At 74.3% G+C, this 24,486-nt stretch carries 24 protein-coding genes; 18 read left to right on the top strand and 6 right to left on the bottom strand.

The window, feature by feature from the left end; genetic code table 11:
* On the bottom strand, window positions 1–247 hold a 247-nt coding region (locus AC3ERT_RS18505), incomplete at its 3' end, for a helix-turn-helix domain-containing protein (protein ID WP_435175422.1).
* Window positions 248–494: 247 nt separating this feature from the next.
* Between AC3ERT_RS18505 and AC3ERT_RS18510 the strand changes: the two genes are divergently transcribed.
* The 11 genes from AC3ERT_RS18510 to AC3ERT_RS18560 all read left to right on the top strand — a co-directional run bounded on the left by AC3ERT_RS18510 (window position 495) and on the right by AC3ERT_RS18560 (window position 13,302).
* Window positions 495–1,298, top strand: a complete 804-nt coding sequence (locus tag AC3ERT_RS18510; RefSeq protein ID WP_435135654.1) for a hypothetical protein — start codon at window positions 495–497, stop codon at window positions 1,296–1,298.
* Window positions 1,299–1,353: 55 nt separating this feature from the next.
* Entirely contained in the window at window positions 1,354–3,225 is a 1,872-nt protein-coding gene (locus AC3ERT_RS18515; protein WP_435175424.1) for a hypothetical protein, read from the top strand.
* Complete coding sequence (locus tag AC3ERT_RS18520) at window positions 3,222–3,956, top strand: TauD/TfdA family dioxygenase (RefSeq protein ID WP_435175426.1); 735 nt, start codon at window positions 3,222–3,224, stop codon at window positions 3,954–3,956. Before AC3ERT_RS18515 ends, AC3ERT_RS18520 begins: the two co-directional genes overlap by 4 nt.
* Window positions 3,957–3,989: 33 nt before the next feature.
* Window positions 3,990–5,030 carry a nucleotidyltransferase family protein gene (locus tag AC3ERT_RS18525; protein WP_435135649.1) on the top strand — a complete coding sequence of 347 codons (1,041 nt, stop codon included), beginning with the start codon at window positions 3,990–3,992 and terminating at the stop codon, window positions 5,028–5,030.
* A gap of 32 nt (window positions 5,031–5,062) precedes the next feature.
* On the top strand, window positions 5,063–6,004 hold the full coding sequence (locus AC3ERT_RS18530; protein WP_435135647.1) for an LLM class flavin-dependent oxidoreductase: 942 nt from the start codon (window positions 5,063–5,065) through the stop codon (window positions 6,002–6,004).
* Complete coding sequence (locus tag AC3ERT_RS18535; RefSeq protein ID WP_435135645.1) at window positions 6,004–6,738, top strand: TauD/TfdA family dioxygenase; 735 nt, start codon at window positions 6,004–6,006, stop codon at window positions 6,736–6,738. The genes AC3ERT_RS18530 and AC3ERT_RS18535 overlap by 1 nt, the downstream gene beginning before the upstream one ends.
* A gap of 163 nt (window positions 6,739–6,901) precedes the next feature.
* On the top strand, window positions 6,902–8,812 hold the full coding sequence (locus AC3ERT_RS18540; protein WP_435175428.1) for a transketolase-like TK C-terminal-containing protein: 1,911 nt from the start codon (window positions 6,902–6,904) through the stop codon (window positions 8,810–8,812).
* Entirely contained in the window at window positions 8,809–9,954 is a 1,146-nt protein-coding gene (locus tag AC3ERT_RS18545; RefSeq protein ID WP_435175430.1) for a 3-dehydroquinate synthase, read from the top strand. The genes AC3ERT_RS18540 and AC3ERT_RS18545 overlap by 4 nt, the downstream gene beginning before the upstream one ends.
* Window positions 9,951–11,033: a BadF/BadG/BcrA/BcrD ATPase family protein gene (locus AC3ERT_RS18550; protein WP_435175432.1), complete on the top strand. Its 1,083-nt coding sequence runs from the start codon at window positions 9,951–9,953 to the stop codon at window positions 11,031–11,033. The genes AC3ERT_RS18545 and AC3ERT_RS18550 overlap by 4 nt, the downstream gene beginning before the upstream one ends.
* A complete protein-coding gene (locus AC3ERT_RS18555) occupies window positions 11,033–11,947 on the top strand; it encodes an inositol monophosphatase family protein (RefSeq protein ID WP_435175434.1) in 915 nt (304 codons plus the stop codon). Before AC3ERT_RS18550 ends, AC3ERT_RS18555 begins: the two co-directional genes overlap by 1 nt.
* Window positions 11,944–13,302, top strand: coding sequence for a phosphohexomutase domain-containing protein (locus tag AC3ERT_RS18560; protein WP_435175436.1), 1,359 nt, complete (start codon window positions 11,944–11,946; stop codon window positions 13,300–13,302). The genes AC3ERT_RS18555 and AC3ERT_RS18560 overlap by 4 nt, the downstream gene beginning before the upstream one ends.
* 61 nt (window positions 13,303–13,363) lie before the next feature.
* Here AC3ERT_RS18560 and AC3ERT_RS18565 read toward each other — a convergent pair whose 3' ends face one another.
* The gene (locus AC3ERT_RS18565) at window positions 13,364–13,918 is read right to left on the bottom strand and encodes an NUDIX hydrolase (RefSeq protein ID WP_435135633.1); all 555 of its coding nucleotides are present in this window, start codon (window positions 13,916–13,918) and stop codon (window positions 13,364–13,366) included.
* Between the two features lie 10 nt (window positions 13,919–13,928).
* A complete protein-coding gene (locus AC3ERT_RS18570; protein ID WP_488179836.1) occupies window positions 13,929–14,165 on the bottom strand; it encodes an RraA family protein in 237 nt (78 codons plus the stop codon).
* Here AC3ERT_RS18570 and AC3ERT_RS18575 point away from each other — a divergent pair.
* The 5 genes from AC3ERT_RS18575 to AC3ERT_RS18595 all read left to right on the top strand — a co-directional run bounded on the left by AC3ERT_RS18575 (window position 14,061) and on the right by AC3ERT_RS18595 (window position 18,787).
* Entirely contained in the window at window positions 14,061–14,414 is a 354-nt protein-coding gene (locus AC3ERT_RS18575) for a LysR substrate-binding domain-containing protein (RefSeq protein ID WP_435135686.1), read from the top strand. The two genes, AC3ERT_RS18570 and AC3ERT_RS18575, sit on opposite strands and share 105 nt — an antisense overlap.
* Window positions 14,415–14,832: 418 nt before the next feature.
* Window positions 14,833–15,711: an ABC transporter permease gene (locus AC3ERT_RS18580; protein ID WP_435135629.1), complete on the top strand. Its 879-nt coding sequence runs from the start codon at window positions 14,833–14,835 to the stop codon at window positions 15,709–15,711.
* 76 nt (window positions 15,712–15,787) lie between these two features.
* Complete coding sequence (locus tag AC3ERT_RS18585) at window positions 15,788–16,867, top strand: taurine ABC transporter substrate-binding protein (protein ID WP_435175438.1); 1,080 nt, start codon at window positions 15,788–15,790, stop codon at window positions 16,865–16,867.
* A 115-nt stretch (window positions 16,868–16,982) separates the two neighbouring features.
* Entirely contained in the window at window positions 16,983–17,738 is a 756-nt protein-coding gene (locus AC3ERT_RS18590; protein ID WP_435175558.1) for an ABC transporter ATP-binding protein, read from the top strand.
* 143 nt (window positions 17,739–17,881) lie between these two features.
* Window positions 17,882–18,787 (top strand): TauD/TfdA dioxygenase family protein, encoded by a 906-nt coding sequence (locus AC3ERT_RS18595; RefSeq protein WP_435175440.1) that lies wholly within the window; start codon window positions 17,882–17,884, stop codon window positions 18,785–18,787.
* Window positions 18,788–19,106: 319 nt separating this feature from the next.
* On the opposite strand, the gene AC3ERT_RS18600 is transcribed toward AC3ERT_RS18595, so the two are convergent.
* On the bottom strand, window positions 19,107–20,048 hold the full coding sequence (locus tag AC3ERT_RS18600) for a LysR family transcriptional regulator (RefSeq protein ID WP_435175442.1): 942 nt from the start codon (window positions 20,046–20,048) through the stop codon (window positions 19,107–19,109).
* 124 nt (window positions 20,049–20,172) lie between these two features.
* Here AC3ERT_RS18600 and AC3ERT_RS18605 point away from each other — a divergent pair, with 124 nt between their 5' ends.
* Complete coding sequence (locus AC3ERT_RS18605) at window positions 20,173–21,054, top strand: NmrA family NAD(P)-binding protein (protein ID WP_435175444.1); 882 nt, start codon at window positions 20,173–20,175, stop codon at window positions 21,052–21,054.
* Window positions 21,055–21,423: 369 nt separating this feature from the next.
* Here the strand turns inward: AC3ERT_RS18605 and AC3ERT_RS18610 are convergent, their stop codons facing one another.
* Both AC3ERT_RS18610 and AC3ERT_RS18615 read right to left on the bottom strand, forming a co-directional pair.
* Window positions 21,424–21,738 (bottom strand): DUF6980 family protein, encoded by a 315-nt coding sequence (locus tag AC3ERT_RS18610; protein WP_435175446.1) that lies wholly within the window; start codon window positions 21,736–21,738, stop codon window positions 21,424–21,426.
* 506 nt (window positions 21,739–22,244) lie between these two features.
* Window positions 22,245–23,198, bottom strand: a complete 954-nt coding sequence (locus AC3ERT_RS18615) for an aldo/keto reductase (protein ID WP_435175448.1) — start codon at window positions 23,196–23,198, stop codon at window positions 22,245–22,247.
* 141 nt (window positions 23,199–23,339) lie between these two features.
* On the opposite strand from AC3ERT_RS18615, the gene AC3ERT_RS18620 reads away from it, so the two are divergent.
* Window positions 23,340–24,254: a helix-turn-helix transcriptional regulator gene (locus tag AC3ERT_RS18620; protein WP_435135615.1), complete on the top strand. Its 915-nt coding sequence runs from the start codon at window positions 23,340–23,342 to the stop codon at window positions 24,252–24,254.
* Window positions 24,255–24,486: the final 232 nt, after the last annotated feature.

Genomic DNA, 24,486 nt, shown 5'->3' on the forward strand with positions numbered 1-24,486 from the left:
GGGCCGCCGCCTGGGCGGCGGCCCCGGCCAGCGCGCGCAGGGCCCCGTCGGCGCCGAGGGCGGTGTCGAGCCGGGCGGCCTCCTGCGGGTCGGGGACGCGCAGCCGGTTCTCGTATCGGCTGAGCACGCTGTGGTCGAGGTGGATCTTCCGGCCCAGGGCGCGCAGCGACCAGCCGCGCTGCTGCCGCAGGTGCCGCAGGAGGGCGGCGAAGTCCGGTTGCTCTCGGAAGTCCGGTTGCTCTCGCATGGCCTGGGCCCTCCCGTCGTTCGGGGATGGTGCGGCACCACATCGGCACCACCCCGGCACCACCGCCGGCCTGGGCGGGGCCGGGGCGCCCTGGCAGCATCGAAACGCACGCCTCCCGGCGCGCGGACCGCGGCCCGATTCTCCCACGCGCGGCCGCGCCGCCCCCGGCTCCGGCCGGATTCGGGAGGGCGCGCATCCCCATCCGACTCATCCGATCGACGGCAGCGGAGGTCTCACCATGGGCGCCTTGAGGCGGTTCGGAGCCGGTCGGTTGCCCCGCGGGCTGCGCCGGGGAGCCGACGACATCCTGCACGGCCGGCGGCTGGAGACGTACGGGATCTTCGGCCTGAGCACCACGCTCACCGCGCTGGGCCTGTTCGACGTCGTCGGAACGCGCGTCGTGCAGAGCATGGTGCTGGCGACGGTGGCGTTCCTCGTGCTGCACACCGAACCGGCGCCGGCCCGGCTCCCGGTGGACGAAGTGCTCCAGGACCGCACCTCCTTCACGCAGTTCGGGGTGCTGCTGCGCGACGCCCGCGACATCCGCGTGTACGGGCCGACGGCCGTCAACGTCGTCGTCAACACCGCGGAGATCCGGCGCGAGGTGCTCCAGCGCGGCGGCACCTTCAGGATCGTCGTGCAGTCGCCCGAGCCCGGCCAACTCGCGCGGACCGCGGCGCAGTTGGACACCAGCCTCGATCTCGGCCAGACCCTCCAGTCGACGCTGAGCGGTCTGCGCAGGCTCGCGGGCGCCGCGGGGTTCGACTACCGGCTGCTGGACTTCAATCCGGGGTTCAGCCTGATCGTGGTCGACGCCCAGTCCCCCGACGGCTACCTGATCGTCGAGACGCACGGCTTCCGCGACGACAGCATCGCCGAGCGCATGCACATCACGATCCACCGCCGCGACTCGCCGAGGTGGTTCGACTACTGGTCCGGGCGCTTCGACGCGATCTGGGAGGCTGCGGTGCCCGAGCCGGTCCGACCGGCGGACCCGGCCCCGGCCCCCGGCGCCGGCCAGGACCCGGCCGGCCGTTCGCCCCTCCACTGACCGGGCCGCCCCGGCACCGACGACATCCCCCGCGGCGCGGGAGAGGAGCCCACCCATGTCCCCGCTCGACGACATCGTCCGCCCGCTGGCGGCGCTGGGACCGGCCGAGGTGACCTGCTGGACCGGCGCCGGCGTGTCGCTGGACGCCCCGTCCTGCCTGCCGGCGGCGGAGGCACTGACCCGGCGGGCCTTCGCGCTGTACTTCGACAGCGGCCCGGACACCGACAGCTTCGGCACCGTGATGGCCCATCACCGCTCGCTCGGCTGGACGGCCCCGCAGATCTGCGACCGGTCCGCGGGCGCGGCCCGCCCCGGGACGGTACGGCTGCCGCGGCTGGAGACCGTGCTCGGCGTCGCCGACCGCGTCCTGGGCGACGACCACCGGGCGCTGCGCCTGCTGGCCGATCTGCGGACGGCTCCGCCCAACCGGCTGCACCGCTTCTTCGCCCACCACCTGCGGGCCGGCGGCAGGCACGTCACCGCCAACTTCGACGACTGCGTCGAGCGCGCCCACGAGGGCGCCTTCGCCGCGCCGCCCGGCCCGGAACAGCTGCTGCACTTCCACGGCTCGGTACGCGACGACCCCCGTCTGGGCACGCTGGGCGCCACGCTCGCCCGGATCGAGGCCGGCTTCGCCGCGGACGAGGCACGGCGGCTGACCCGGGCGCTGCGGCGGGCCCCGGCCGTGGTCGTCGCGGGTTACAGCGGCAGCGACTTCTTCGACGTCGACGACCTGCTCGCCGCCCTCCCCGCGGACGCCCTGCGGGGGCAGCGGGTGACATGGGTCAACCACGGTGTGCACACCGACCGCGGGGCGGACTGGCACCAGGTGCCGCGCGGCCGGCAGCCTGCCATGGCCGGGCTGCTGCGGGCCGCCGGCGCGGAGGTGGCGGTGGTCTGCGGACCGACCGCCGACTTCTTCGCGGCGCTCGCCGCGGCCTGGTCGCTGCCGGCCCTGGCCGCGCCCGGCCGCCGGACGACGTGGTGCCCCGACGTGCCGGTCTCGCACGCCGAGCGGATCGCCGCGCGGCTGGCCCTGTACCGCGCGCTCGGCCTGGTCGGCGAGGTCGGGGCCATGCTCGCCGAGGAGGCCACGCACTCCGCGGTGCCACCCGCGCAGGCGCGGTGGGCGCTCTCCGAACTGCTGTGGGAGAAGGGCCGTTGGGGAGAACTGCGGCGGGTCTGGTCGCGGGGCGTACTGCCCGCGGGCATCGACCCCGTGCACCGGGCCGAGCGCATCGGGGCCTGCCTGTGGGTGCAGGGCCGGCTGCTCCCCGCGTACGTCTGGCTGCACCGGCACCGCCGCGGGGCAGCAGCGCCCGCCGCGGCCCGCGTGCTGATGGAGACCGAGGGCAGGGTGCTGGAGCACATGGCCCTCGTCCCCGGCATGAAGCTCCTGAGCCGGCTGCTGACACCGGGGTTCCTGCGCGCCCTTCAGGCGCACCTGCCCGACAGCGACGTCCATCTGCGGCGCAGGCTGCTGGACGTGTCGAGCAGCCTGCGGGCGCTCGCGGCCGGCGCACCGAGGCGGGACGACCGGGCCGACGGGGACCGCACGTGGTTCGCCGAGACCGGCAACCTGCTCGGCTGGCTCAACTACCACCACCGCCTGCTGCGGGACACCTACGCGCCCGACCGCCCCGACGGCGAGCTCGGGCAGGACTACCGCCGGGCGGCGGCGATGTACGCGTCCGTCGGTTCCGTCGCCGGCGCGGTCCGCGCCCGGCTGCTCCCGGGAGCGGAGCGCGTCTTCACCGTCCCGGAGTACCTCGGCGGGCTGATCGCCCTCCAGTACGGGTGGTTCCACCGGTTCAGGCTGGCCATCCGGTTCGTCCCCCTGCGCGTCCTGCACCTGCTGCGGGCGGCGCGCCGTGCGCGCACCGCCCGCCGCGACCACCACCGCACGAGTGAACGGAGTGGAGAATGACCGTACCGGTGATCTCGATCAGCCTGGCCGACGGCCCCGCGGGGGAGCTCGACCTCGGTCGGGTGCGCGCGTCGCTCGCGCGAGAGGGGTACGCCTACGTCAGGGACGTGCCCGAGGACTTCGACTACGTCGGCCAGCTGAGCCGGCTCGGGGCGCCCGCCGCCCAGTTCGACGGGGCCATCGTGCGCGAGGTGCGGCCGGAGCCGACCGTGGACAACACCGTCTTCTCCGCGTCCAACACCCGCGAACTCATGCCGCACACCGAGTGGTTCGAGTACCCGAGCCACCCGCCGCGCTACGTGGCCCTGTGGTGCGTGCGGCAGACCGAGGGCCCGGGCGGGGAGACCACGCTGGCGGACGCCTACTCCTTCGTGCGGACCCTCACCGCGCGGGACCGCGAGCACCTGCTGTCCTCGGTCTACCCGTGGCAGCCCAGCGCGGTGCTGCGCAAGCTCGGCATCGACTTCCACGCCGACCACCCGCTGCTGGAACGACACGGCGGCGACGTCATCGTGCGCTTCCCCTGCGACGACCGGTGCGCGCGCTTCGACGACCTGATGGAGCGCTTCCTGACCGCGGGCCGGGAGTACTTCGCGGCCCACCACGTCGCGGTCAAGATCGAGGAGCGGGCCGTCCTGGTGTGGGACAACTGGCGCATGATGCACGCCCGCAACGCCTTCACCGACGAGGTGCGGCACCTGCGGCGGCTCCTCGTCTCCGCCACCGTGTAGCCCGGCCGACCGCACCCGTGGAGGCAGGTTCGGATGAAAGCGCTCATACTCGCCAACGGCCGCGCGGACCGTCTCGGTCCGCTGTCCCTGGCCGCCCCGAAAGCACTGCTGCCCGTCGCCAACCGGCCCGTGATCTGGTACGTCATCCAGAGTCTGCGCGAGGCGGGCGTCGAGGAGATCGCCGTCACGGTCGGCCCGCGGACCCGGGCCATCGCCGAGTTCGTCGAGCCCCTGGGCGGTCCGGCCTGCCCGGTGCGCTGCCTGTGGGAGCGCCGGCGCACCGGGACCGGCGGCGCGCTGCGCGACCACCTCGGCTACATGGAGGGCGAGCCGATCGTGGTGGTGCCCGCGGACATCATCGCGGGGGTCGACATCCGGGCCCTGGTGCGGCAGCACCTCGCGCACCCGGCGTCCGTCACGGTGGCGGTGGCCCGGCAGGACCCGGCCCGGTGGGACGGCGACTTCCTGGTCACCGACGGCCCGGTGGTGACGGAGTACCTCTTCAAACCCGGCGCCGGCGCTCCGACCGCGCTCGGCTCGACCGGGGCGTGGGTGGTGCGCCCCGACGTCGTCCCCCTGATCCCCCGCACGGGCTTCTGCGACTTCTCCGCGCAGGTCCTGCCGGGCCTGCCGGGCGCGGGCAGGTCGTTGGGCGCCTACGACGCGGGGGTGGTCTACCAGCGCGACGTCGGTGTCCCCCAGCGCTACTGGCAGGGCAACATCGAGGCGGTCAGCGGGAGTTCCCCGGCCAGCCGCTACCTGCCCGGGCCGAGCCCGGCCGCACCGCGCGGCGGAGCCACCGTCGTGCGCGGGCCGGTGCTGATCGCCCCCGACGTCACCGCCCACCCCAGCGCGCGGATCTACGGCCCGGCGGTCCTCGGGCGGGGCGCGGTGATCGGCGCGCATACCTCCATCGTCTCCTCCGTGGTCCTGCCGGGCGCGGAGGTCCCCCCGTACAGCCTGCTGTCGGGCTCGGTGTTCGGTACGGCCCACCATCTCGACGGCGCGCTGCTGCGGCCCGACACGGCCGGCCGGGCGGACCGGCTCGTCGGCGCGGCGGGCGGAGCACGATGACACCGCGGGCCTCGAAGGAGGAGGGAGCCGGCATGGAGCTCTTCGTCAGTATGGAGGCCCACCGCGCGACGTACGAGCAGCAGCTCGCGGTGGCCCGGGCCGCCGAACGCCTCGGTTTCGGCGGGGTGTTCCGCTCCGACCACTTCCTGGGCTGGGCGCCTAGCGCCTCGCCCGGCAGCCCCACGGAGGTGTGGACGACGCTCGCGGGGCTGAGCCGTGAGACCCGGCGGGTCCGCCTGGGCAGCCTGCTCAGCGCGGCCCCTTTCCGGTCGCCCGCGCTCCTGGCCACGGTGGTCGCGCAACTGGACGAGATGAGCGGCGGCCGGGTGGAACTGGGCCTGGGGGCGGGCTGGTTCGCGCGCGAGCACCACGCGATGGGCGTGCCCTTCCGCTCCCCGGCCGAGCGGTTCGCCGCGCTGGAGGAGCAGCTCGCGATCATCCGCGGGCTGTGGGAGGCGAGTGCGCAGCGGCCGTTCGGCTTCGCCGGAGCGCACCACCGCCTCCAGGCGAACCCCGGGCCGCGGACCGGGTCCGGCCGTCCCCGGCCGCGGATCACCGTCGGCGGCCGGGGCCGGGTCCGCACACCGCGGATCGCCGCGCGCTTCGCGGACGAGCACAACCTGGCCAGGCCCTCGCCGGAGGCGGCCGCCGCCGCGATCGCGCGCGGCAGGGCGGAGTGCCGGGCGATCGGGCGCGATCCGGCGTCCCTGCGGCACTCGGCGCTGCTGCGGGTGTGCTGCGGCACCACCGAGGACCAGGCGCGCGAGCGCGCAGCACGGGCGGGCGCGGGCCGCGCGCCCGGCACCGTGACGGGCACGCCGTCCCAGGTGGTCGCGGAACTCGCCGGCTACGCGGCCCTCGGCGTGAGCCGCGTCTACTGCCAGCTGGTCGACCTCGCCGACCTGGCCCATCTGGAACTGCTCGCGAGCGCGGTCCTCCCGGAGGTGGAAGCGATGACCGGACCGAGGGCGTGATGCCGCGCCTCGTCAGCACCCTGGACCAGCGGGCCTTTGGGGGCCTGGAACTCGACGTGGACCGGGTCCGCGCGGCCCTGGCGGCCACCGGGCACGTGTACCTGCGCCGCGTCCCCGACGGCTTCGACCACGTCGCCCAGCTGACCCGGCTGGGGCCGGCCGTCCCGCAGTTCGACGGCGTGGTGGTGCGGGACATCCGACCGGACCCGGCGGTGGACAACAGCGTGTACCTGCCGTCCAACACCCGCGAACTGCGGGCCCACACCGAGTGGTTCGAGTTCCCGGGGCCCCCTCCGCGCTACCAGGCGCTGTGGTGCGTGACGCAGGCCGAAGGGCCGGGCGGGGAGACCACCCTCGCCGACTCCTACGACTTCGTCGCGGGCCTGCCGCCGGAACAGCTCGCGCGGCTGCGCGCCAGGTCCTACACCTGGACGCCGACCGCGGCGCTCGCCCGCTCCGGGGTCAGCTATCGGTGCCGCCATCCGCTCGTGGAGGACCGGCACGGGGCCCTGGTGGTCCGGTTCCCCTGCGACGACCGCTGCCGCGACCACGACGCGCTGATGGCCGGCTACCTCGCGGCGGGCCGGCGCTACTTCGCCGAGCACCGCCTCGCCGTACGGATCGAGGAGCGCGGCGTCCTGGTCTGGGACAACTGGCGCATGATGCACGCCCGCAACGCCTTCACCGACCGCAGGCGCCACCTGCGCCGGCTCCTCATGGCGGACCGGCGGTGAACGCCGGCCGCCGCCCGCACCGGGGGCGGCGCGCTCCCGCCGGCACCCCGCTCCCCGCACCGGACACCGCGCGGGGCCGCGCGCGGTGCGCACACGCACTCAACGGAACCGACCGCGTCCCCGGCCTGCGGGCAGGGGGCGGACCCTCGTGAGGAGAGCCGCAATGACCCACGTACCGCGTCCCGTTCCGACGACGGACGAACTGCGCACCGTAGCCGCCGGCATCCGGGCCTTCGTCCTCGCCGCCAACAAGCATCCGGGCGGCAGTTCCTCGGCGGTGGAGGCCGTCACCGCGCTGTACTTCTCCGGCGCCACGACGCTCGGCCCCGGCAGCGGCGAGGAGGGCGACCGGCTGGTGTACTCCAAGGGCCACGCGGTCGCCCCCTGGTACGCCGCGCTGTGGGCCCTGGGCGCGGTCCCGGGGATGTCCTGGCAGGAGCTGGCCGGCTTCGGGCAGGTCGGCCACCGCCTCGGGCGTATGCCGCGCCGCGGCCAGCTTCCCGGCGTGCACATGAGCACCGGCGCCCTGGGGCAGGGGCTCAGCTTCGGCGCGGGGCTCGCGCTGGCCGACCGGCGCGGCAACCTGGGCCGCCGCACCTTCGTTCTGCTCGGCGACGGCGAGTGCACCGAGGGGCAGGTGTGGGAGGCGGCCATGACCGCCGCCGCGCTCGGCCTGCGCAACCTGGTCACGCTGGTGGACGCGAACGGGTCCGGGAGCGTCATCCGGCTGCCCGCGGACGACTGGGCCGCCCGCTGGTCGGGTTTCGGCTGGCGTACCAGGGAGGTGGACGGCCACGACGTCGCGGCCGTGACCGAGCACCTGCGGGAGGCCCCGGCCGACCGGCCGACGGCCCTGATCCTGCACACGGTCAAGGGCCGCGGCCTCGCGGCGGAGGTGGAGGGCGGCAACACGCTCGGCGCGGAGGCCGCCCCCCGGCACCTCCCCGACCTCGACACCGGCCGGCTGCTGGACCGCGCGCTCGCGGTGGTCGACAGGTACACCGCGGCCGCCGCCGCGCGGCGGGCGGCGCCGGCCCCCACCGCGCCGGCCCCCACCGCGCCGCCGCCGTGCCGCCCCGCGTGGGCCGACGGCCCCGCGCTGCTGCGCCGGGTCGCCGAGACGCCGGTCGGCCGGGCGCCGGTGGCCAAGAAGACCCTGGGCCCCGAGCTGGCCGACGCTCTGGCCGGGCTGCCGCTGCTGTGGATGGCCCCCGACGCGATCCGCAACTCGGGGCTGCTGCCCCGCATGGCGAGCACCGGCTCCTGGAGCTGGCACAACCGCGCATCCGACGTGCTCCAGTGCGCGATCGCCGAGCAGGACGCGGCCTCGCTGGCCGGCGGCGCGGCCGGCGCCGGCCTGCGCCCCGTGCTGTTCTCGATGGAGGGCTTCTACTGGCGCATGCTCGACCAGATCCGGGAGTCGATCGTCTTCCCGCAGCTGCCGGTGCTGCTGGTGGGGACCTCCGGCGGCCTGGGCGACCCGCTGGGGCCGATGGTCCAGTCCGACGGCTGCCTGGCCGCCCTCGGCGCCCTGCCCGGCCTGGAGATGTTCGAGGCGGCGGACGTCAACACGGCGAAGTACCTCGCCGTGCAGGCGCTCGCCGACGGCCGGCCCGCCTACCTGCGGCTGCCGCACGAGGCGGTGCCCGTGCGCCACACCTTCGCCGAGCTGGGCGCGGCCCCGCTCCAGGACGGTGTGCTGACCCTGCGTGACCACCCCAGCCCCGACCTGGTCGTGCTCACGGCCGGGGCGATGCGCGAGGCCGCGGTGCGGGCCGCCGACCTGCTCACCGAGGAGCGGCACCGCGCCGTGCGCGTCGTCGAGGTCGTCAGCACCACCAGGTTCGCCCGCCTGGCCGCCGCCGGACGGGAGCGCCACCTGCCACCGGGCACCGCCGCCGCCTGCGTCCACAACGCGCCTTCGACGGTCCTCGGCCGCTTCCTGCCCCCCGGCGGCCTGGCGCTGGGCGCCGACGGGTACGGCGCGGCCGGCTGGCCGCAGGAGGCGCTGTACGAAGCCGCGGGGCTGACCGCCCGGGCCGTGGCCGACCGCATCGCCAAGGAGTTGCTGTGACCACCACCGCCTCGCGCCTGGAGGTCGCGCACGGCGCGGACGGCGGGTTCGACGTGACCGCACGCCGCGCCGACCGCTACCGCATCCACCTGGAGAACGGACTGACGGACCGTCTCGCCGACCACCTGCGGGAGTTGGTGGCGGCGCTCGACGCCCACCGCATCGTGCTGACCATGGACACCGTAGTCGCGGCGCACCACCTGTCCTCGGTGTCCGCCGTGCTGGCCCGGGTCGGGGTGCCCTTCGACGTGGTGCTGGTCGCCGAGGGCGAGGCCACCAAGTCGCAGTCGGGCCTCCAGGGCCTGTGGCGCTCGCTCCAGCGGGTGAAAGCGACGCGGCGCACCCTCGTGCTGGGCGTCGGCGGGGGCATGGTGTGCGACCTCACCACGGCCGCGGCGGCGACGTACATGCGCGGGGTGCCGTACGCGCTGGTGCCCACGACGCTGCTGGCCCAGGTCGACGCGGCGATCGGCGGGAAGGGCGGGATCAACTACGACGGGACGAAGAACCTGGTCGGCGCCTTCCAGCACCCGGCGGCGGTCTTCGTCGACCCCGAGCTGATCCGCACCCTCCCCGACCAGCACATCCGCAACGGCCTGGCCGAGGTGGTCAAGGTGGCGCTGATCGCCGACCCCGGACTCTTCGCCGTCCTGGAGCGGTCCGTGGGGCGCGGGGCCGCCACCTGGCCGTGGGACGCGATCATCCGGGCCGCGATCACCGCGAAGCTGCTCCTGCTGGCTCCCGACCCGTTCGAACAGGCCGACCTGCGCCGGCTGCTCAACCTCGGCCACTGCGTCGGGCACCCCTACGAGGCAGCCGCGGGGTTCCGCGTCCTGCACGGTGAGGCGGTGGCCGCGGGGCTGGCCGTGGCCACCGCCCTGAGCCTGCACGGCGGCCACTGCACCCGCGGCGACCACGACCGCATCCTGGCCGTGCTGTCCGGGCACCGGCTGCCCACCACCGTCCCCGCACCCCTGCGGGCGGACGTCTGGGACGCGTTGGAGGCGGTGCGCCGCGTACGCAACGGGCACCTGCACCTGGTGGTCCCGGCCGCGCCGGGGCACTGCACCGTGGTCGACGACGTGACCCGGGAGGCGTTCGACCGGGCGCTGCGCCACCTCGACCGCCGGTGCCGGCCATGACGGCGCCGGACGGCGAGTGGGTCCTGCTGGAAGGAGGCGGCAGCAGGACCTGGGCGGCGCTGTCCCGCGACGGCCGTGAACGCGCGGCGGCCGAGGGCTCCTCGACCAATCCCCGCTCGGTCGGGGCGGGCCCCGCCCTGGACGGCCTCGGCACGCTGCTCGCCGCGCTGCGGCCCGCCGTGGCCGTGCCGGGCGGGTCGGTGCGGGGGGTGGTCGCGGCGCACGGCGCGGCGTCCACCGCCGTCTGCGCCCGGCAGTTCGCCTCCCTGGTCCGGCACGCCTGCGAACTCGCGGGCCTGGGGGCGGCGCCGGTCCTGGTGACCAACGACATCGCCCCGCTGCTGCTCGCGGACGGCCCCGCCGCAGCCGTGTGCGCCGTGGTGGCCGGCACCGGGACGGGCTTCGCGGCGGGCAACGGGCAGCGGTGGGCGCGGGCCTCGGGGCTGGAGTGGCTGCTCGGCGACGAAGGCGGCGGCTACGACCTGGCGGTGTCCGGGCTGCGCGCGGCGGTGCGCGCCGTGGACGGCCGGGGCCCGCGCACCGCGCTCACCGGGGCCGCGCGCGAGTGGTGCGGGCGAGCGGGCGGGCCGCGGGCGGACGCGCCGCTGGGCGAGGCTCTCTTCGCGGCGGTGCACGCGGCCCGTTCCAAGGCCGAGGTCGCCGACTTCGCCCCGTACGTCCTGCGGTGGGCGCAGGGCGGCGACCACGTCGCGGCGGCTCTCGTCGAGGCGGCGGCCGAGGAGTTGTCCGCCGGTGTCCTGGCCGTCACCCAGGCCGCCGGCATCGGCCCGGGGACCCCGTACGGCCTGGTGCTCGCCGGCTCGCTGCTGACCGCCGCCGAGGGGCTGCGCGGCCGGCTGCTGGACCGCCTCGCGGCCCGCGCCCCGTGGACGTCCGTGCGCTGCCACACCGCCGGCGACAACCTCGCGGCGCTGCTGCGGCTGGCCGGCGTCTGGCGGGACCGCCCGGACGTGCTGGCGCGGCTGGCGGGCGCGCTGCCCACCCATGTCGACGCGGCACCGCGCGGGCCGTCCGCCCGCGCCGGGGGGCTGCCCGCCGGCGGCAGCGGGGGCGCGTGATGGCCGGGGCGCGGTCCGGTGCGGGCAGTGCTGGCGGTGCGGGCGGTGCGGGCCGGGCCGTCCCACCGGTACCGGGACCGGCGGGGGGCGGCCTCGACCCGGGGCTCGACGCGCTGTTCGGCAGTGCGCTGGACCGCTGCCGCCTCGCGGTCCGGGAGTTCCGGCGCGCTCCCACCCCGGCCCGGGTGAAGACGAACGTGTACGGCAGTCCGGAGCCGGTCTGCGATCTCGACCTGCGGCTCCAGGCGATCCTGGAGGACGCCGCGCGCCGCGCCCGGCCCGCCAGGAGGGTCGTCGCGGAGGAGAACCGGATGCGGCTGGGCGCCGTACCGGACCGGTGCTTCCTGATCGATCCGCTGGACGGGACGGTGCCCTTCCTGTACGGCTCGGCTACCTATTCCATCGCCATCTGCCAGATCGACGCGGGCCGCCCCGCGCAGTCCCTGGTCGACCTGCCCGGCTACGGGCTGCGGTTGGCCGCGGCCCCCGGTGTGCTGCGCGTCAGCGGCTCCCCGCAGGCACTCCCCTGGTACGGGCCGCGTGCCGTGCTGACCGGGCCCGGGCGCTCGGGGCCGCTCCAGGCCCTGCTGGAGCGGACCGCGCCGGGCCGCTACACGGTCCGTGAAGTACCCACCACCAGCGTGAAACTGGTGCTGGTGGCGCTGGGCCGGGCCGCGGCCGCCGTCCGTCTCCCCGCGCCGGGCAGTCCTGCCGTGGCCCCCTGGGACCATGCGGCCGCCGCGATGGTCCTGCGCGCGGCCGGGGGCCGGTTCGCGGGCGCCGCCGGAAGGCGGCCGGCCCCCGCCCGCCCCACCACGCTCACCGGGTGGCTGGCCACGGCTCCCGGCTGCGCGCCCCCACTGGGCATCGGCGCCCTGCTGGTGCCCCGGACCGGAAGGCGGACACCTCGATGACGTCACAGCCCACCACGACCGACGGATGGCGGGGCCTGCCGGGGCCCGGCTGGAGCGAACGCGAGGTGCTCGCCGTCCTGCACGGCGTCCTTCCCGCCCTCCTCTCAGGACAGGACCGGGGAGCGGACGTACTCGTCGGCCACGACGGCCGGGCCGGCTCCCGCGAACTGGCCGGGCTCGCCGCGGACTGGCTCGCCGGGCGCGGCACGTCCTGCCGGCTGGCCACCGGACCGGCGCCCACGCCCGCGTTGGGGCGCATGGTGCACGAGGACGGCGGGCTGGCGGCGGCGGTCGTCATGACCGCCAGCCACAACCCGCCGGGATTCTTCGGGCTGAAGGTCCGCGACAGCGCCGGGTACGGCGTGGTGTGGCCGCCTGCCGCGGTGGAGGCGGGCGCCGCGCCGGAGCCCGCCGGGGTCGCGGTGCGCGCGCACCGCGCCGTCGACGCGGCCGCCGCGTACGCGCGGGGGGCGGTGGGGCGCGCGCTGCTCGCCGGCGCCCGGCGCTTCGGCGGCCGGCTGGTGGTCGACGCCGCCCACGGCGCGGTCGGCGCCCTCGCACCGCACCTGCCGGGGCTCGCCTTCCACCGGGCACGGCCGCTGCCGTTCTTCGCCGGCGCCACCCCGGACCCGACGCTGCGTCAGCAGGCCGAAGCCGTCGCGGAGCGCGTGCTCGCCGGCCTGCCCGACGCCGGCCGCGGCCTGGTGGCCATGGTGGACGGCGACGGGGACCGGCTGGCGCTGTTCACCCGCCGCTCACGGTTCATCGGCAGCGCCGAGCAGGCGGCGCTGCTCCTGCGGGCCGGCCTGCCGGCCCGCAGGCTTATCACCACCGCCGTCGCCCCGCTGATGGTGGCCCGGGCGGTGGCGGCGGACCGGCCGGACGTCGAGGTCACCGAGACCGCGGTCGGCTTCAAGCACATCGTGGCGGCCTGGCGGAGCGACCCCCGGCCCGCCCTGGGGCTCGAGCCCAACGGGGCCCTGGTGTGGCCGGGCCCCGACGGCGCCGGATACTTCGAACGCGACAGCCTCGCCGCGCTCGGCACGCTCCTCGCCGCCTTCCCCGCCGTCGCGGACCTGGACGACGCGGTCACCGCGCTGCGCGGCGACCACCCCTACCGGCAGGACATCCACACCGTCGCGCTGGAGCCGGAGGAGGTCGTGGCCCGCGTCGCGCGGCTGCTGCCGGGCTGGCACGCCGCCGCCGTCGAGGACCGCTGGGTGTTCGGTGACGGCGGGCACGGCCGGATCACCGTGCGCCGCGCGGCCACCGAACCGCGCACCCGGCTGTACGTCGAGGCCGAGCCGGCCGTCGGCGCCCGTCTGCCGGCCGCGCTCCGCGCGGCACGGAACTGACCGGCACGGAACTGACCCGGCACGGCACGGAACTACCGGCGCCCACGGAACTGGCCGGCGTTCAGGGCGTGGGGACCAGCAGGCCCGCGGCGAACAGGCCCGCGAGCCCCATGTCGGCGTCGGTCAGCTCGCCGGTCAGCACGTGCCGCACGTACTCCTCGACCGGCAGGGTGACCGGCTCGATGAACTCCGCCGCGTCCAGGGCGGGTTCGCCCACCTTGCGGCAGTCCCACGCCACCACCGCGTGGCGCAGGTGGGTGGCGTAGGACGCGAGGTAGGTCTTCATGACGACCTCGACCCGCCCCGCCCGGTAGCCGGTCTCCTCCAGCAGTTCGCGGGCGGCGGCGGCCGCGACGTCCTCACCGGGCTCCACGATGCCGCCGGGCAGCTCGTCGAGGACGCGCCCCGGCCCCGGGCGGAACTGCCGTGCGAGCACGCCCCGCCGGTCGTCGGTGAGGGCCACCACGGCCACGGTGCGCGGCCCGCAGAGGATGTCCCACTGGTCCTGCCGGCCGTCGGGGTAGCGGTAGGTACGGCTGCGCACTTTCAGGAATCCGGCCGCCTTCGGGCTCTCGCGCACGAGTTCCCAGTCCAGGCCCGGAGGTTGGTCGTCCACGGCCGGGAGTCTATCGGGGGCGGCCGGTACGGATGCCGCCGTCCACGACGAGCACCCGCCCGTCGCCCGGCCCCGACAGGGCCTCGCGCACCAGGACGTTGTCGCCCAGGCAGCGCACGGTGCGCACCGGCCCGGTGAACCTCTGCCGGCCCCCGAAGAGGCGCAGTTGCGTGGAACAGGTGCGGGCGGCGTCCCCCAGGTCGGGTCCCGCGGCGTGCAGGTGGTGAAGGAGTCCGTGCTGCGGCACGGCATGATCGCCCTGCTTCCCGTCACCGCGGTGACCGAGGAGGTGGCGCCGGGGTCCCTGTGCCTCGCGGAGGTCCCCAGTCTGCCCCTGCTGCGCTCGACCGTCGTCGCGACACGGCCGGACAAGGCGCACGACCCCCGGATTCGGCCGTTCGTCGAGGAACTGGCGCGGCTCCACGCGGAGGACGCCGCCGGCGCCTCCCGCGGCGTCACCCGGGTGCTGGCGGAGGAACAGCAGCCCGCGGTGTGACGAGGCGCGCCGATCCGCCCGCGCGGCCCGGTTCACCTCGCAACTCGCTTACGGCGAGCCGACGTTGAGCGCCGGCAGCGGCACACACGTCCTGGGCATGTCACGCACGGACCTGTATAGTCCCGACGCATGACGACGACGAACCTGGTGCGACGACTGGTCATCGACCTGTGCCGCTGCCCCGTCGTGTGTTGTCGCTGACCTCCCGCCCCTGAGGCGTAGCGCCCGCTTCGAGGCGCCGCCGGTCCGGGGTGTTCCGGCACCGCGCCACGCGGTCCTTCCTTGCCCCGTCGTACGCCTGGCCGCCTCGCGGCGCGTACCGCCCCTTCCTGCCCGGCCGCGGTGACTGCCGGCCGGTCCCCTCCGCGGCGGACCGGCCGCCGCGGCCTGGCCCTGTCCGGTCCCCTGGAGGCCGACGATGCCCACCGCACCGCCTGTTCCGGAAACCGGCTCCAGCCGGCCCCCGCGGTCCACGTCACCCTTGCGCCGCCGCCGCGGCGCCCGGGCCGGCCGGGCGCTGCTCGTACGGCTCGGGCTGCCGCTGCTGTCGCTCGTGTTGTTCCTCGTGCTGTGGCAGGTGGCCGCGGCCAGCGGACGGTGGAGCGACATCCTGGTCCCTTCACCGGCCAAGGTGTGGGACGCGTTCATCGACGTGTCCACCACGCACGACGGCGTACGCGGCTACAACGGCACGCTGCTCATCGACCACCTGGCCATCAGCCTGCGGCGGATCGGCATCGGCGCGGGCAGCGGCATCCTGATCGGCGTGCTGTTCGGCCTGCTGATGGGGAGCGTCGGGTGGGTACGCGCGCTCTTCGAGCCGTGGGTCACCTTCCTGCGGACGCTGCCGCCGCTGGCGTACTTCTCGCTGCTCATCGTGTGGTTGGGCATCAACGAGCAGCCGAAGATCACCCTGCTGGCGGTGGCGGCGTTCCCGCCGGTGGCCGTCTCCACCACGACCGCGGTGGCCGCGGTCCCCGGCAGCCTCGTCGAAGCGGCCCGGGCGATGGGCGCGTCACGGTGGGAGGTCGTCCGGGACATCGTGATCCCCTCGGCGCTGCCGGAGACCTTCACCGGTATCCGGCTGGCCGTCGGCGTCGCGTACTCGTCGCTGGTGGCGGCCGAGTTGGTGAACGGGCTGCCCGGCATCGGCGGCATGGTCAAGGACGCCGCCAACTACAACAACACTCCCGTGGTGATCGTCGGCATCTTCGTCATCGGCATCTCGGGCCTGGTCATCGACGGTCTGCTGCTGTGGCTGGAGCGTACGGCGCTGCCCTGGCGCGGCCGTAGCTAGACCCACCCCGCACCCGTCCCCGCCCCTTCGTCCGATCCCCGTTCCCCCGCGGTCCCTTCGCACAGAAACGGCTCCCATGACTTCTTCAGCGAACCGTGCCGGCACCCGCCCCGCCGGCGGCCGGCTCACGCGTCGCTCCGTGCTGGCCGCCGCCCTGGCGGCAACGACCACCGCGGCGGTCAGCGCCTGCGGAGGCGGCAGCGGAAGCGGCGGCGCGGGCGCAAAACGGCTGCGCCTGGGGTACTTCGCCTTCCCCAGCGGCGACCTGGTCATCAAGAACCAGAAGCTGCTGGAGAAGGCGCTGCCGGACTACAAGATCAGCTGGATCAAGTTCGACTCGGGGTCCACGGTCAACCAGGCGTTCCTCGGCAAGTCCCTCGACATCGCGGCCCTCGGCTCCAGCCCGTTCGCCCGCGGGGTGTCGGGGTCCTCGCCGATCCCGTACAAGGCCGCCTTCGTACTCGACGTCGCCGGCGAGAACGAGGCCCTGATCGCGCGCAAGAGCACCGGCATCACCTCGGTGGCCGGGCTGAAGGGCAGGACGGTCGCCACGCCCTTCGCCTCCACCTCGCACTACAGCCTGCTCGCGGCGCTGACGCAGGCCGGGCTCACCACCTCGGACGTCAAGCTCGTGGACCTCCAGCCGCAGCCGATCCTCGCCGCCTGGCAGCGCGGCGACATCGACGCCGCCTACGTCTGGCTGCCCACCCTCGACGACCTGCGCAAGACCGGGAACCAGCTGATCAGCAGCGCGCAGATCGCCGCCGGCGGCAAGCCGACCCTCGACCTCGCCGTGGTGACGAACGAACTGATCGCCAGCGACCCGCACGCCATCGACGTCTGGCGCAGGACCGAGGCGCAGGCCCTGCGGCTGCTCAAGTCCGACCCGGAAGGCTCCGCCAAGTCCGTCGCGGCCGAACTGGACATCAGCCTCGCGGACGCCAAGGCGCAGCTCGCACAAGGGGTGTTCCTCACCCCCGGCCAGGTCGCCTCCGCCGAGTGGCTCGGCACCGAGGGCGCGCCCGGCAAGCTCGCGGACTACATCACCAGCACCGCGCGGTTCCTGGCGGACCAGAAGCAGATCGACGCCGCGCCGACCCGCGACACCGTCGCCAAGGCGCTCTACCTGAAGGGACTGCCCGGTGCCTTCAACTAAGCCCGGCGGCACGGCGGAACCCACCGGTGACACGGCGGAACCCACCGGCCCCGCGACGCGCCCGGCCGGCGCGGACCACCGCCCGCAGGACGACGGCACGGCGCGCCCCGGCTCCGTGCGGCTGCGCGACGTCATCCACCGGTACGGCCGCGGCGACCAGGCGGTCACCGCCGTCGGACCGGTCGATCTGACCGTTCCCGCGGGCGAGTTCCTCGTCCTGGTCGGCGCGTCCGGCTGCGGGAAGAGCACGCTGCTGCGGCTCATCGCGGGCTTCGAGCAGCCGACCCACGGCACGGTCGAGGTCTCCGGCGCCGCGCCGCGGCCCGGCCGGGCCGCGGGCATGGTGTTCCAGCAGCCCCGGCTGTTCCCCTGGCGCACCGTGCGCGGCAACATCGACCTCGCGCTGCGCTACGCCGGTGTCAGCCGCGACCAGTGGCCGCGGCGCCGGGCCGAACTGCTCCAGCGCGTCGGCCTGGAGGACGTCGAGCAGCGGCGTACGTGGGAGATCTCCGGCGGCCAGCAGCAGCGTGTCGCCATCGCGCGGGCGCTGGCCGCCGAGCACCCGCTTTTCCTGCTGGACGAGCCCTTCGCGGCGCTGGACGCGCTGACCCGGGAACGGCTCCAGGAGGACATCCGCAAGGTCACCGACCAGACCGGCAGGACGGCGGTCTTCGTCACCCACTCCGCCGACGAGGCGGTGTTCCTCGGGAGCCGGATCGTCGTGCTCACCAAGGGCCCGGGCACCGTGGCGCTCGACCTGCCGATCGATCTGCCGCGGGGGGAGGTCGGGGCCGACGAGCTGCGGGAGTCCGCGCACTTCGGTGAGTTGCGCGCCCAGGTCTCCCATGCCGTCAAAGCCGCCGCGGCGTGAGGGAGTCCGGTGTTCCCGCACTCGAAGGCCCCGCCCGGAGACCCGAGTTCCACGTCGCACGCCCCGTTCCACGTTGCACGCCCCGCACCCGAAGCCCCACGCCCGAAGCCCCAAGCCCGAAGCCCCGAGGAAGGGAAGGACTCATGACCGTCAGCAGCGAGCAACTCCTCACCGCCGGCGCGGTATCCGACGAGCGGCCGGGACTGCGGCTCACCAAGCTCGGCCCGCGCTTCGGCGCCATCGTGCACGACATCGATCTCGGGCGGCTCGACGACGGTCAGGTGCGGGCGATCCGCGCGGCACTCGTCGAGCACAAGGTGCTCTTCCTGCACGACCAGACCATCGACGACGCGACGCAGATCGACTTCGGCCGCCGGCTGGGCGAGGTCACCGCCGGGCACCCCGTCCACGACTCCGGAGACGTCGCGCCCGAGGTCTACGCCCTGGACAGCCAGGACAACGGATTCGCCGACGTCTGGCACACCGACGTCACCTTCGTCCAGCGCCCGCCGGCGGTCTCCATCCTGCGGGCGCTGGTCCTGCCGCCGCACGGCGGCGACACCAACTGGGCGGACAGCCAGCTCGCCTACGACTCTCTCTCCCCCGGTCTGCGCGACTACGTGGACACGCTCACCGCGGTGCACGACGGCAGTCGCGAGTTCGGCTACTACCTCGCGCAGCGCCGCAAGGGGCGCGGCAACCTGTGGGAGGGGGAGACGTTCACCGACCTCGTGCCGGTCGAGCACCCGGTGGTGCGCGTGCACCCGGAAAGCGGGCGCAAAGGGCTGTTCGTGAACCCCGGCTTCACCTCGCACATCGCCGGTGTCTCCGCGGAGGAGAGCCGCGGAATCCTCGACATCCTCTACGCCCACCTGACCAAGCCCGAACACGTCGTCCGCCACCGGTGGCGGCAGGGTGACGTCGCCCTGTGGGACAACCGCGCCACGTCCCACTACGCCAACCGCGACTACGGCGACGCCCACCGGGTCATGCACCGGATCACCCTGCGCGGGGACATCCCGGTCGGCCCGTCGACCGGCCGCGACTGAGCCCTCCGGAGCCGGGCCCCGCCGATCCGCCCGCGGGGCCCGGCACACCGTCGGCCGCGGCGGGCGCCGGACAACTGTGTGGCCCCTGAACGCGTGCTGTGGTTCGGCTGACCCTCGCCGCGTCGACGCGGCAGCCCAGCGGCCGGCGCCGCCACAGGGCCGCCGCGCTCGGCGGGGCCTTCATCCGCCGGACGCGCTCGCCCTCCATGCGGGCCTGCCCGAAGGCGCGGGGCCCGACCCTTACGGGCCCGGCGGGCCCACCCGGCTCTCCGCCCTCGGCAACGGCGTCATCCGCCGGCCAGCCTCGCACCATGAATGCCTATTCACGCCAGGCCGATTTCGATCGGAACGGGAACATCCGTGGGTCGGGTGAAGGACTCGGGGTGCTCTCCGCATGTGTGTGGTGGGTGGCTGTCGAGCGTGCGGCGCGGACAAAGGCGGCGACAGCCGGAGAGCGGGCGTCCTGGGGCCACGCGACGGCCAGTGTGCAGTCCGGCAGGTCGCTGACCGACCGGTAGGCGACCCCGGGGCGCGGGTTGCGTCGGGCGACCGAGGCGGGTGCGAAGAACACTATGCTGCCCGTCTCGACGAGGCTGAAGATCTCCGACAGATTCGAGGCCGACCTCGTCGCCCCAGGGGCAGGCGGTGTGGTGCGCCCGGCGTCGGCCGGTGCGCCGCTGGGGAGGTTTCGGCCGGCCAGGTCGGCCAGGCACAGTTCGGTACGGGCGGCGAGCGGGTCGGTGGCGGCCATGGCGACCAGGACCGCCTCGGTCAGCAGCGGCTCACTGTCCAGCCCGCGGTCGTCCATGGGGCGGAGCACGAGCGCGACATCGGCGAGGCCGTCGCGCAGTACCTGGGGTTGATCGCCGAACCCGCCGAGGACCAGTTCGGGAGGCAGGGCGGCGGGGTCGGTGCCGTAGGTGTCCAGGATCTGCGGCAGCAGACCGCCGTCGATGTCGGCCTTGAGCGCGATCCGCAGCCGCGGCGCGGTACTGCCGGCGTGCCGGGCCCGGTGGGCGGCGGCGGTGACCGCCTCCAGAGCGGTTCTGGCATCGCGCAGCAGGACCTCTCCGGCACCGGTGAGTCTCACCTGCCGGGTGGTCCGCTCGAACAGCGTCACGCCGAGCTGTCGTTCGAGGTCCCGGATCGTGCGGGACAGCGGCGGCTGCGCCATACCCAGTCGGTCGGCGGCGCGCCCGAAATGCAGCTCCTCCGCGACCGCGACGAAGTAGCGGAGCTGCCGCACCTCCAGGTCACTCATACCACCAGGGTATCAATAGCGACCAAGACGGTCCTTCACCTGTGCCTTTGCTCCGGGTTCACTCAAGAGCGACCCCCGGCACGCCCCTGGGGGTCGCCGTCGACCGCCACGCATGGAGGCACACATGATCGTCATTACTACGCCCACCGGCGACATCGGCCGACAGGTCCTGGACCGCGTCCTGGACAGCGGCGAGCCGGTCCGGGTGATCGCCCGCGATTCCTCCCGCCTCCCGGAGCACGTGCGCGCGCGGGTGGAGGTGGTGGAGGGCTCACACGCCGACGCGGACACGATCGCGAAGGCGCTCCAGGGCGCGGACCACCTGTTCTGGCTCGTGCCCCCGGCCGGCTTCCAAGACGCCGGCCCCGCCAGGAGCTACTACCTGGACTTCACCCGTGCCGCCGCCCAGGAAGCCGCGAGCCGGGGCGTGCGGATGGTGCACGTCACCTCCCTTGGCCACGGGTACGACGGTGAGGCCGGCCTGTTGTCGGCCGCGCTCGACATGGACGAGCTGATCAAGGACACCGGCGTGCAGGACCGGGCGCTGGCGCTGCCGTTCTTCATGGAGAACCTCCTGCGCCAGGCCCAGCCGATCGCCCAGCAGGGCGTGTTCTCCATGGCGAACACCGCGGACTGGCCGTTGCTGACCGTCGCCACTCGCGACGTGGCCGCCGCGGCGGCAGCTCTTCTCCTGGACAAGACCTGGAGCGGTCAGGCCCGCGTTCCCCTGGTCAGCCCGGACCGTCTGACGCCAGACGCCATGGCCGAGACCCTCTCGGAAACCCTGGGCCGCACGGTGAGCTACCAGCAGGTGCCGCTCGCGGACTTCCAGGACCGGATGGTGCAGCGAGGCGCGAGCCCTTCGCTGGCCCAGGACATGGCCGACATGGTCAGCGCGCAGAACAACGGCATCTACGACGCCGAACCCCGCGACCCGGCCTCCGCCACTGCCACCGACTTCCGCCAGTGGTGCCAGAACGTCCTGAAGCCGACCGTGCAGTCCTGACCAGCACGCCGGTCAGCGCCCGGCGCAGCCGGCTGATTCAGCACCGGAGGAAGCGGCAGTCGCACTCCACGATCGGGCAGAGCCGCCCCTTCCACATGATCAATAGGATCGCGCGCCGCGACCGGGATGTTCGCCAGAGCGTCCCGGCCGCGGTCTGCTCTCCAGATCCCCACACCCTCAGAGGGGCGGGTGTCCCACCCCAAAGCACGGTTGACGGTCCATGGGCGTTTCTCGCGCCCACCGCCCCACCAATGGGGCCGACGCCGGCGAGCCGAAGGACCCGCTCGACGAGATCAGTCGCCTCAACAACCCTGCGAGTCAATACAACCAGGGTGTGTATCGGAAGTGCCTTGCCAGGCTGTCGGCTCGTCAGCCCCGAGGCAGGACGGCAAGCCAGCGGTCGTCCTGGAATTCGGCGGGTACTTCGTCCTCCCCCGGATCGATCCCGCGGCGTTCCAGTTCGTCGAACCATCGGTCCCGCTGTGACTCGGGGAGGCGTCGTCCGCACCAGGGACAGAAGTCGATGGTGATGCTCGACGTGCCGCCGTCGTGAATGATGAGCCCGTACTCCTGGAACCTGGCGCTGAACTCGATCAGTGCATCCGGGCATGCGAAGGGGTCGTCGTGCTGATCACAGTCCACGTTCGCGTGGCGGCTCATCGCTTCGCAGCAGTGGTTGGTCATGACCTTGGCTTTCTGGTGACCGACTCGATGACCAGAAGTAGATCACGGTCTGTGATGATCACCGGGTGGCATGTGGAGATCCGACGCAGTGGGTGCGGCTGGAGTCGTTCTTGCCCAAGGGCAGGAAATCCGAACGGCCACCGAAGCGGAAAGAAGGGCCTACAGGCCGAGACACCCGGCGGGACGTCGACCTGCCCCCGACGTGTTTCCGCGATGCGCACCTCGGCGGTGATCCTCTCGCCGGCCTCGACCGCTTCCGAAGGGTTTGATCCGCGACCAGGTCAGATCGGGCCCGCGGATGAACCCTGTGCACAGGCCGTGGGGCTCGCCGTCGAGATGGACGAAGACGCGGAAGTGGTGAACTTCCGGAGCCTCTCCGCGGGGAATTCGGCCGACGGCGTACGTCTCGCCCGACGCCCCGACGCGACCAGCACGGGTCACGCCGGGGGCGCCGGCGCTTGCCCGCGGACGTGGCCGTCGCCGGCTCCGCCGAGGGGTGCGGGTTATTACATTTCCTGCTCCCACCAGCCGCGGGTGTCGACGTCCGCGGTGTCCGCCAGTGCTTCCAGTTCGGCGATCTCCGCGTCGGTGAGCTCGATGGCGCGGGCGCGGACCAGCCCGTCGATGTAGGCGGCCTTCGTGACGCCGATGATCGGGGTGGTCCCCTTGGCGATGGCCCAGGCCGTGGCGATGTCGGCGGCGGACGCGCCGCGCTCGGCGCCGAGCGCCCCCATCCGGTCGGTCAGCGCCTGGAGCCGGTGCAGGACGCCGTTGTAGACGTCCGCGCGGCTGCTGCCCTCCGGCAGCGGGTTGGCCGGGTTGTAGCGGCCGGTCAGCGCGCCCTGTTCCAGGACCATGTAGGAGAAGAACGGCACGTCGTGCTTGCGGCAGTGGTCGAGGATGCCCGCGCGCTCGGACGCCCGGTACAGGAGGCTGAAGTGGTTCTGGACCGCCTCCACGCGGAAGCCCGCCTCGCCGAGTATCCGGTCGGCGAGGGCGATCTCCGCCAGGTTGTGGTTCGAGACGCCGACGTGCTTGATCCGGCCGCTCTCCAGCAGCGGGATCAGCGGCGGCGTCCACCTTGCGACGTCGGCGGCGTTGTGAATCCAGTACAGGTCCACGTAGTCCGTGCCCATACGGTCGAGGCTCTGCTCCAGCAGGTCCGCGACCGGGTCGTCCCCGTCACCCGCGAGCTGCGGGGTGAACTTCGTCGACAGCGCGTACGAGCTACGGTCATAGCCTTCCAGAGCCTGACCGAGAGCCTTCTCCGAGCGGCCCATGCCGTACGCGACGGCGGTGTCCCACAAGGTGAACCCGTTCGACAGGGCCTTGTCGACGACCTCCCGCAGTCCGGACTCGCTCAACCGGCTGCCGAAGTAGCCGTCGCCGGCCTCGCCGCTGTCTCCCCAGGCCCATGTGCCCAGCGCCACCGCGGGCACACTCAGGGTGTTGCTCGTCATGTCCTACCTCCGTTGCCCCGGGTCCGTGCCGGACCCTTCGATCCCAGGAGACCCCGCTCGCCGCCGCGGGTGAAGGTCGTGTTTATGGGGGGTACAAGCTCAGCCCCCCTCCCGCCGTGACCAGCGGATACCCTGAAGGGCATGGACCACGAGCCCGGAAGCCGCGGCGAGATCCGGGACTTCCTCACCAGCCGGCGCGCCAGGATCACCCCGGAGCAGGCCGGTCTGCCGACCAGCGCCCGCCGCCGGGTCGCCGGGCTGCGGCGCGAGGAGGTCGCCGTCCTCGCCGGCGTGAGCACGGAGTGGTACACGCGGCTGGAGAAGGGGCACATCGGCGGCGTGTCCGAAGCGGTCCTCGACGCGGTCGCCCGCGCCCTGCGCCTGGACGACGACGAACGCACCTACCTGTTCGACCTGGCCCGCTCGTCGCGGCAGGTCGGCCGCACGCCGACGCGCCGCAGGGACGTGGAGGTTCCGCCCCGGGTCCAGTGGCTGCTGGACTCCATGACGATGTCCTCGGCGTTCGTACGCAACGGCCGTACGGACATCGCGGCCGCCAACCCGCTCGCCCGGGCTCTTTTCGCTCCGATGTTCGACAGCGCCACCGTCGACCGGCGCCGTCGCCCGAACATCGCGCGCTACACCTTCCTCGACCCCGGCGCCGGCGACTTCTTCGTCGACTGGGACGCCGCCTGCGTCGCCACCGCCGCGCTGCTGCGGGCCGAGGTCGGGCGCGAGCCCCGCGACCGGGCGCTGCACGAACTCGTCGGTGAACTGTCCACCCTCAGCCCCGAGTTCCGCGGCCAGTGGGCCGCGCACGACGTCCTGATGCGCCACGACGGCGTCAAACAGCTCCGGCACCCGGAGGTCGGCCACCTGGAACTGGCCTTCCAGTCCCTCGACCTGCACCTGTCGGACCGGGCCGTGCACGACCTGGTCATCTACACCGCCGAACCCGGCACCGCGTCCGAGGAGCGACTCGAACTGCTCGCCATCTCGGCGGCCACCCGCTCCCGGGCAGCGGCACAGAGCACTTCGCCGAGCCCTGAGGCCTGAGCCGTAAGCGCCAAGCCGTGAGCACCGCGCCGTGAGCCCTGAGCGGTGAGCCCTGAGCGGTGAGCCCTGAGCCGCCAGCCGTGAAGCGCGCGCCCGCCCCGCCCCGCCCCAGCTCACCCCCGCCCCCGCTCACCCGCTCGCCGAGCCGACCGCGCGCGGTGACAGGGGCGAGTAGGGGGGACGTTGGGGTTTGTTCGGGCAGGTGAGGCACCTAGGGTCGGCGATCGAACGC

It is taken from the genome of Actinacidiphila sp. bgisy145, assembly GCF_057708125.1.

Coding starts and splice junctions, on each gene's coding strand:
- AC3ERT_RS18605 (WP_435175444.1), top strand. CDS start 20,173: ATGATCGTCATTACTACGCCCACCGGCGACATCGGCCGACAGGTCCTG.
- AC3ERT_RS18525 (WP_435135649.1), top strand. CDS start 3,990: ATGAAAGCGCTCATACTCGCCAACGGCCGCGCGGACCGTCTCGGTCCG.
- AC3ERT_RS18555 (WP_435175434.1), top strand. CDS start 11,033: ATGGCCGGGGCGCGGTCCGGTGCGGGCAGTGCTGGCGGTGCGGGCGGT.
- AC3ERT_RS18615 (WP_435175448.1), bottom strand. CDS start 23,198: ATGACGAGCAACACCCTGAGTGTGCCCGCGGTGGCGCTGGGCACATGG.
- AC3ERT_RS18610 (WP_435175446.1), bottom strand. CDS start 21,738: ATGACCAACCACTGCTGCGAAGCGATGAGCCGCCACGCGAACGTGGAC.
- AC3ERT_RS18530 (WP_435135647.1), top strand. CDS start 5,063: ATGGAGCTCTTCGTCAGTATGGAGGCCCACCGCGCGACGTACGAGCAG.
- AC3ERT_RS18620 (WP_435135615.1), top strand. CDS start 23,340: ATGGACCACGAGCCCGGAAGCCGCGGCGAGATCCGGGACTTCCTCACC.
- AC3ERT_RS18520 (WP_435175426.1), top strand. CDS start 3,222: ATGACCGTACCGGTGATCTCGATCAGCCTGGCCGACGGCCCCGCGGGG.
- AC3ERT_RS18515 (WP_435175424.1), top strand. CDS start 1,354: ATGTCCCCGCTCGACGACATCGTCCGCCCGCTGGCGGCGCTGGGACCG.
- AC3ERT_RS18550 (WP_435175432.1), top strand. CDS start 9,951: ATGACGGCGCCGGACGGCGAGTGGGTCCTGCTGGAAGGAGGCGGCAGC.
- AC3ERT_RS18580 (WP_435135629.1), top strand. CDS start 14,833: ATGCCCACCGCACCGCCTGTTCCGGAAACCGGCTCCAGCCGGCCCCCG.
- AC3ERT_RS18600 (WP_435175442.1), bottom strand. CDS start 20,048: ATGAGTGACCTGGAGGTGCGGCAGCTCCGCTACTTCGTCGCGGTCGCG.
- AC3ERT_RS18540 (WP_435175428.1), top strand. CDS start 6,902: ATGACCCACGTACCGCGTCCCGTTCCGACGACGGACGAACTGCGCACC.
- AC3ERT_RS18585 (WP_435175438.1), top strand. CDS start 15,788: ATGACTTCTTCAGCGAACCGTGCCGGCACCCGCCCCGCCGGCGGCCGG.
- AC3ERT_RS18560 (WP_435175436.1), top strand. CDS start 11,944: ATGACGTCACAGCCCACCACGACCGACGGATGGCGGGGCCTGCCGGGG.
- AC3ERT_RS18595 (WP_435175440.1), top strand. CDS start 17,882: ATGACCGTCAGCAGCGAGCAACTCCTCACCGCCGGCGCGGTATCCGAC.
- AC3ERT_RS18535 (WP_435135645.1), top strand. CDS start 6,004: ATGCCGCGCCTCGTCAGCACCCTGGACCAGCGGGCCTTTGGGGGCCTG.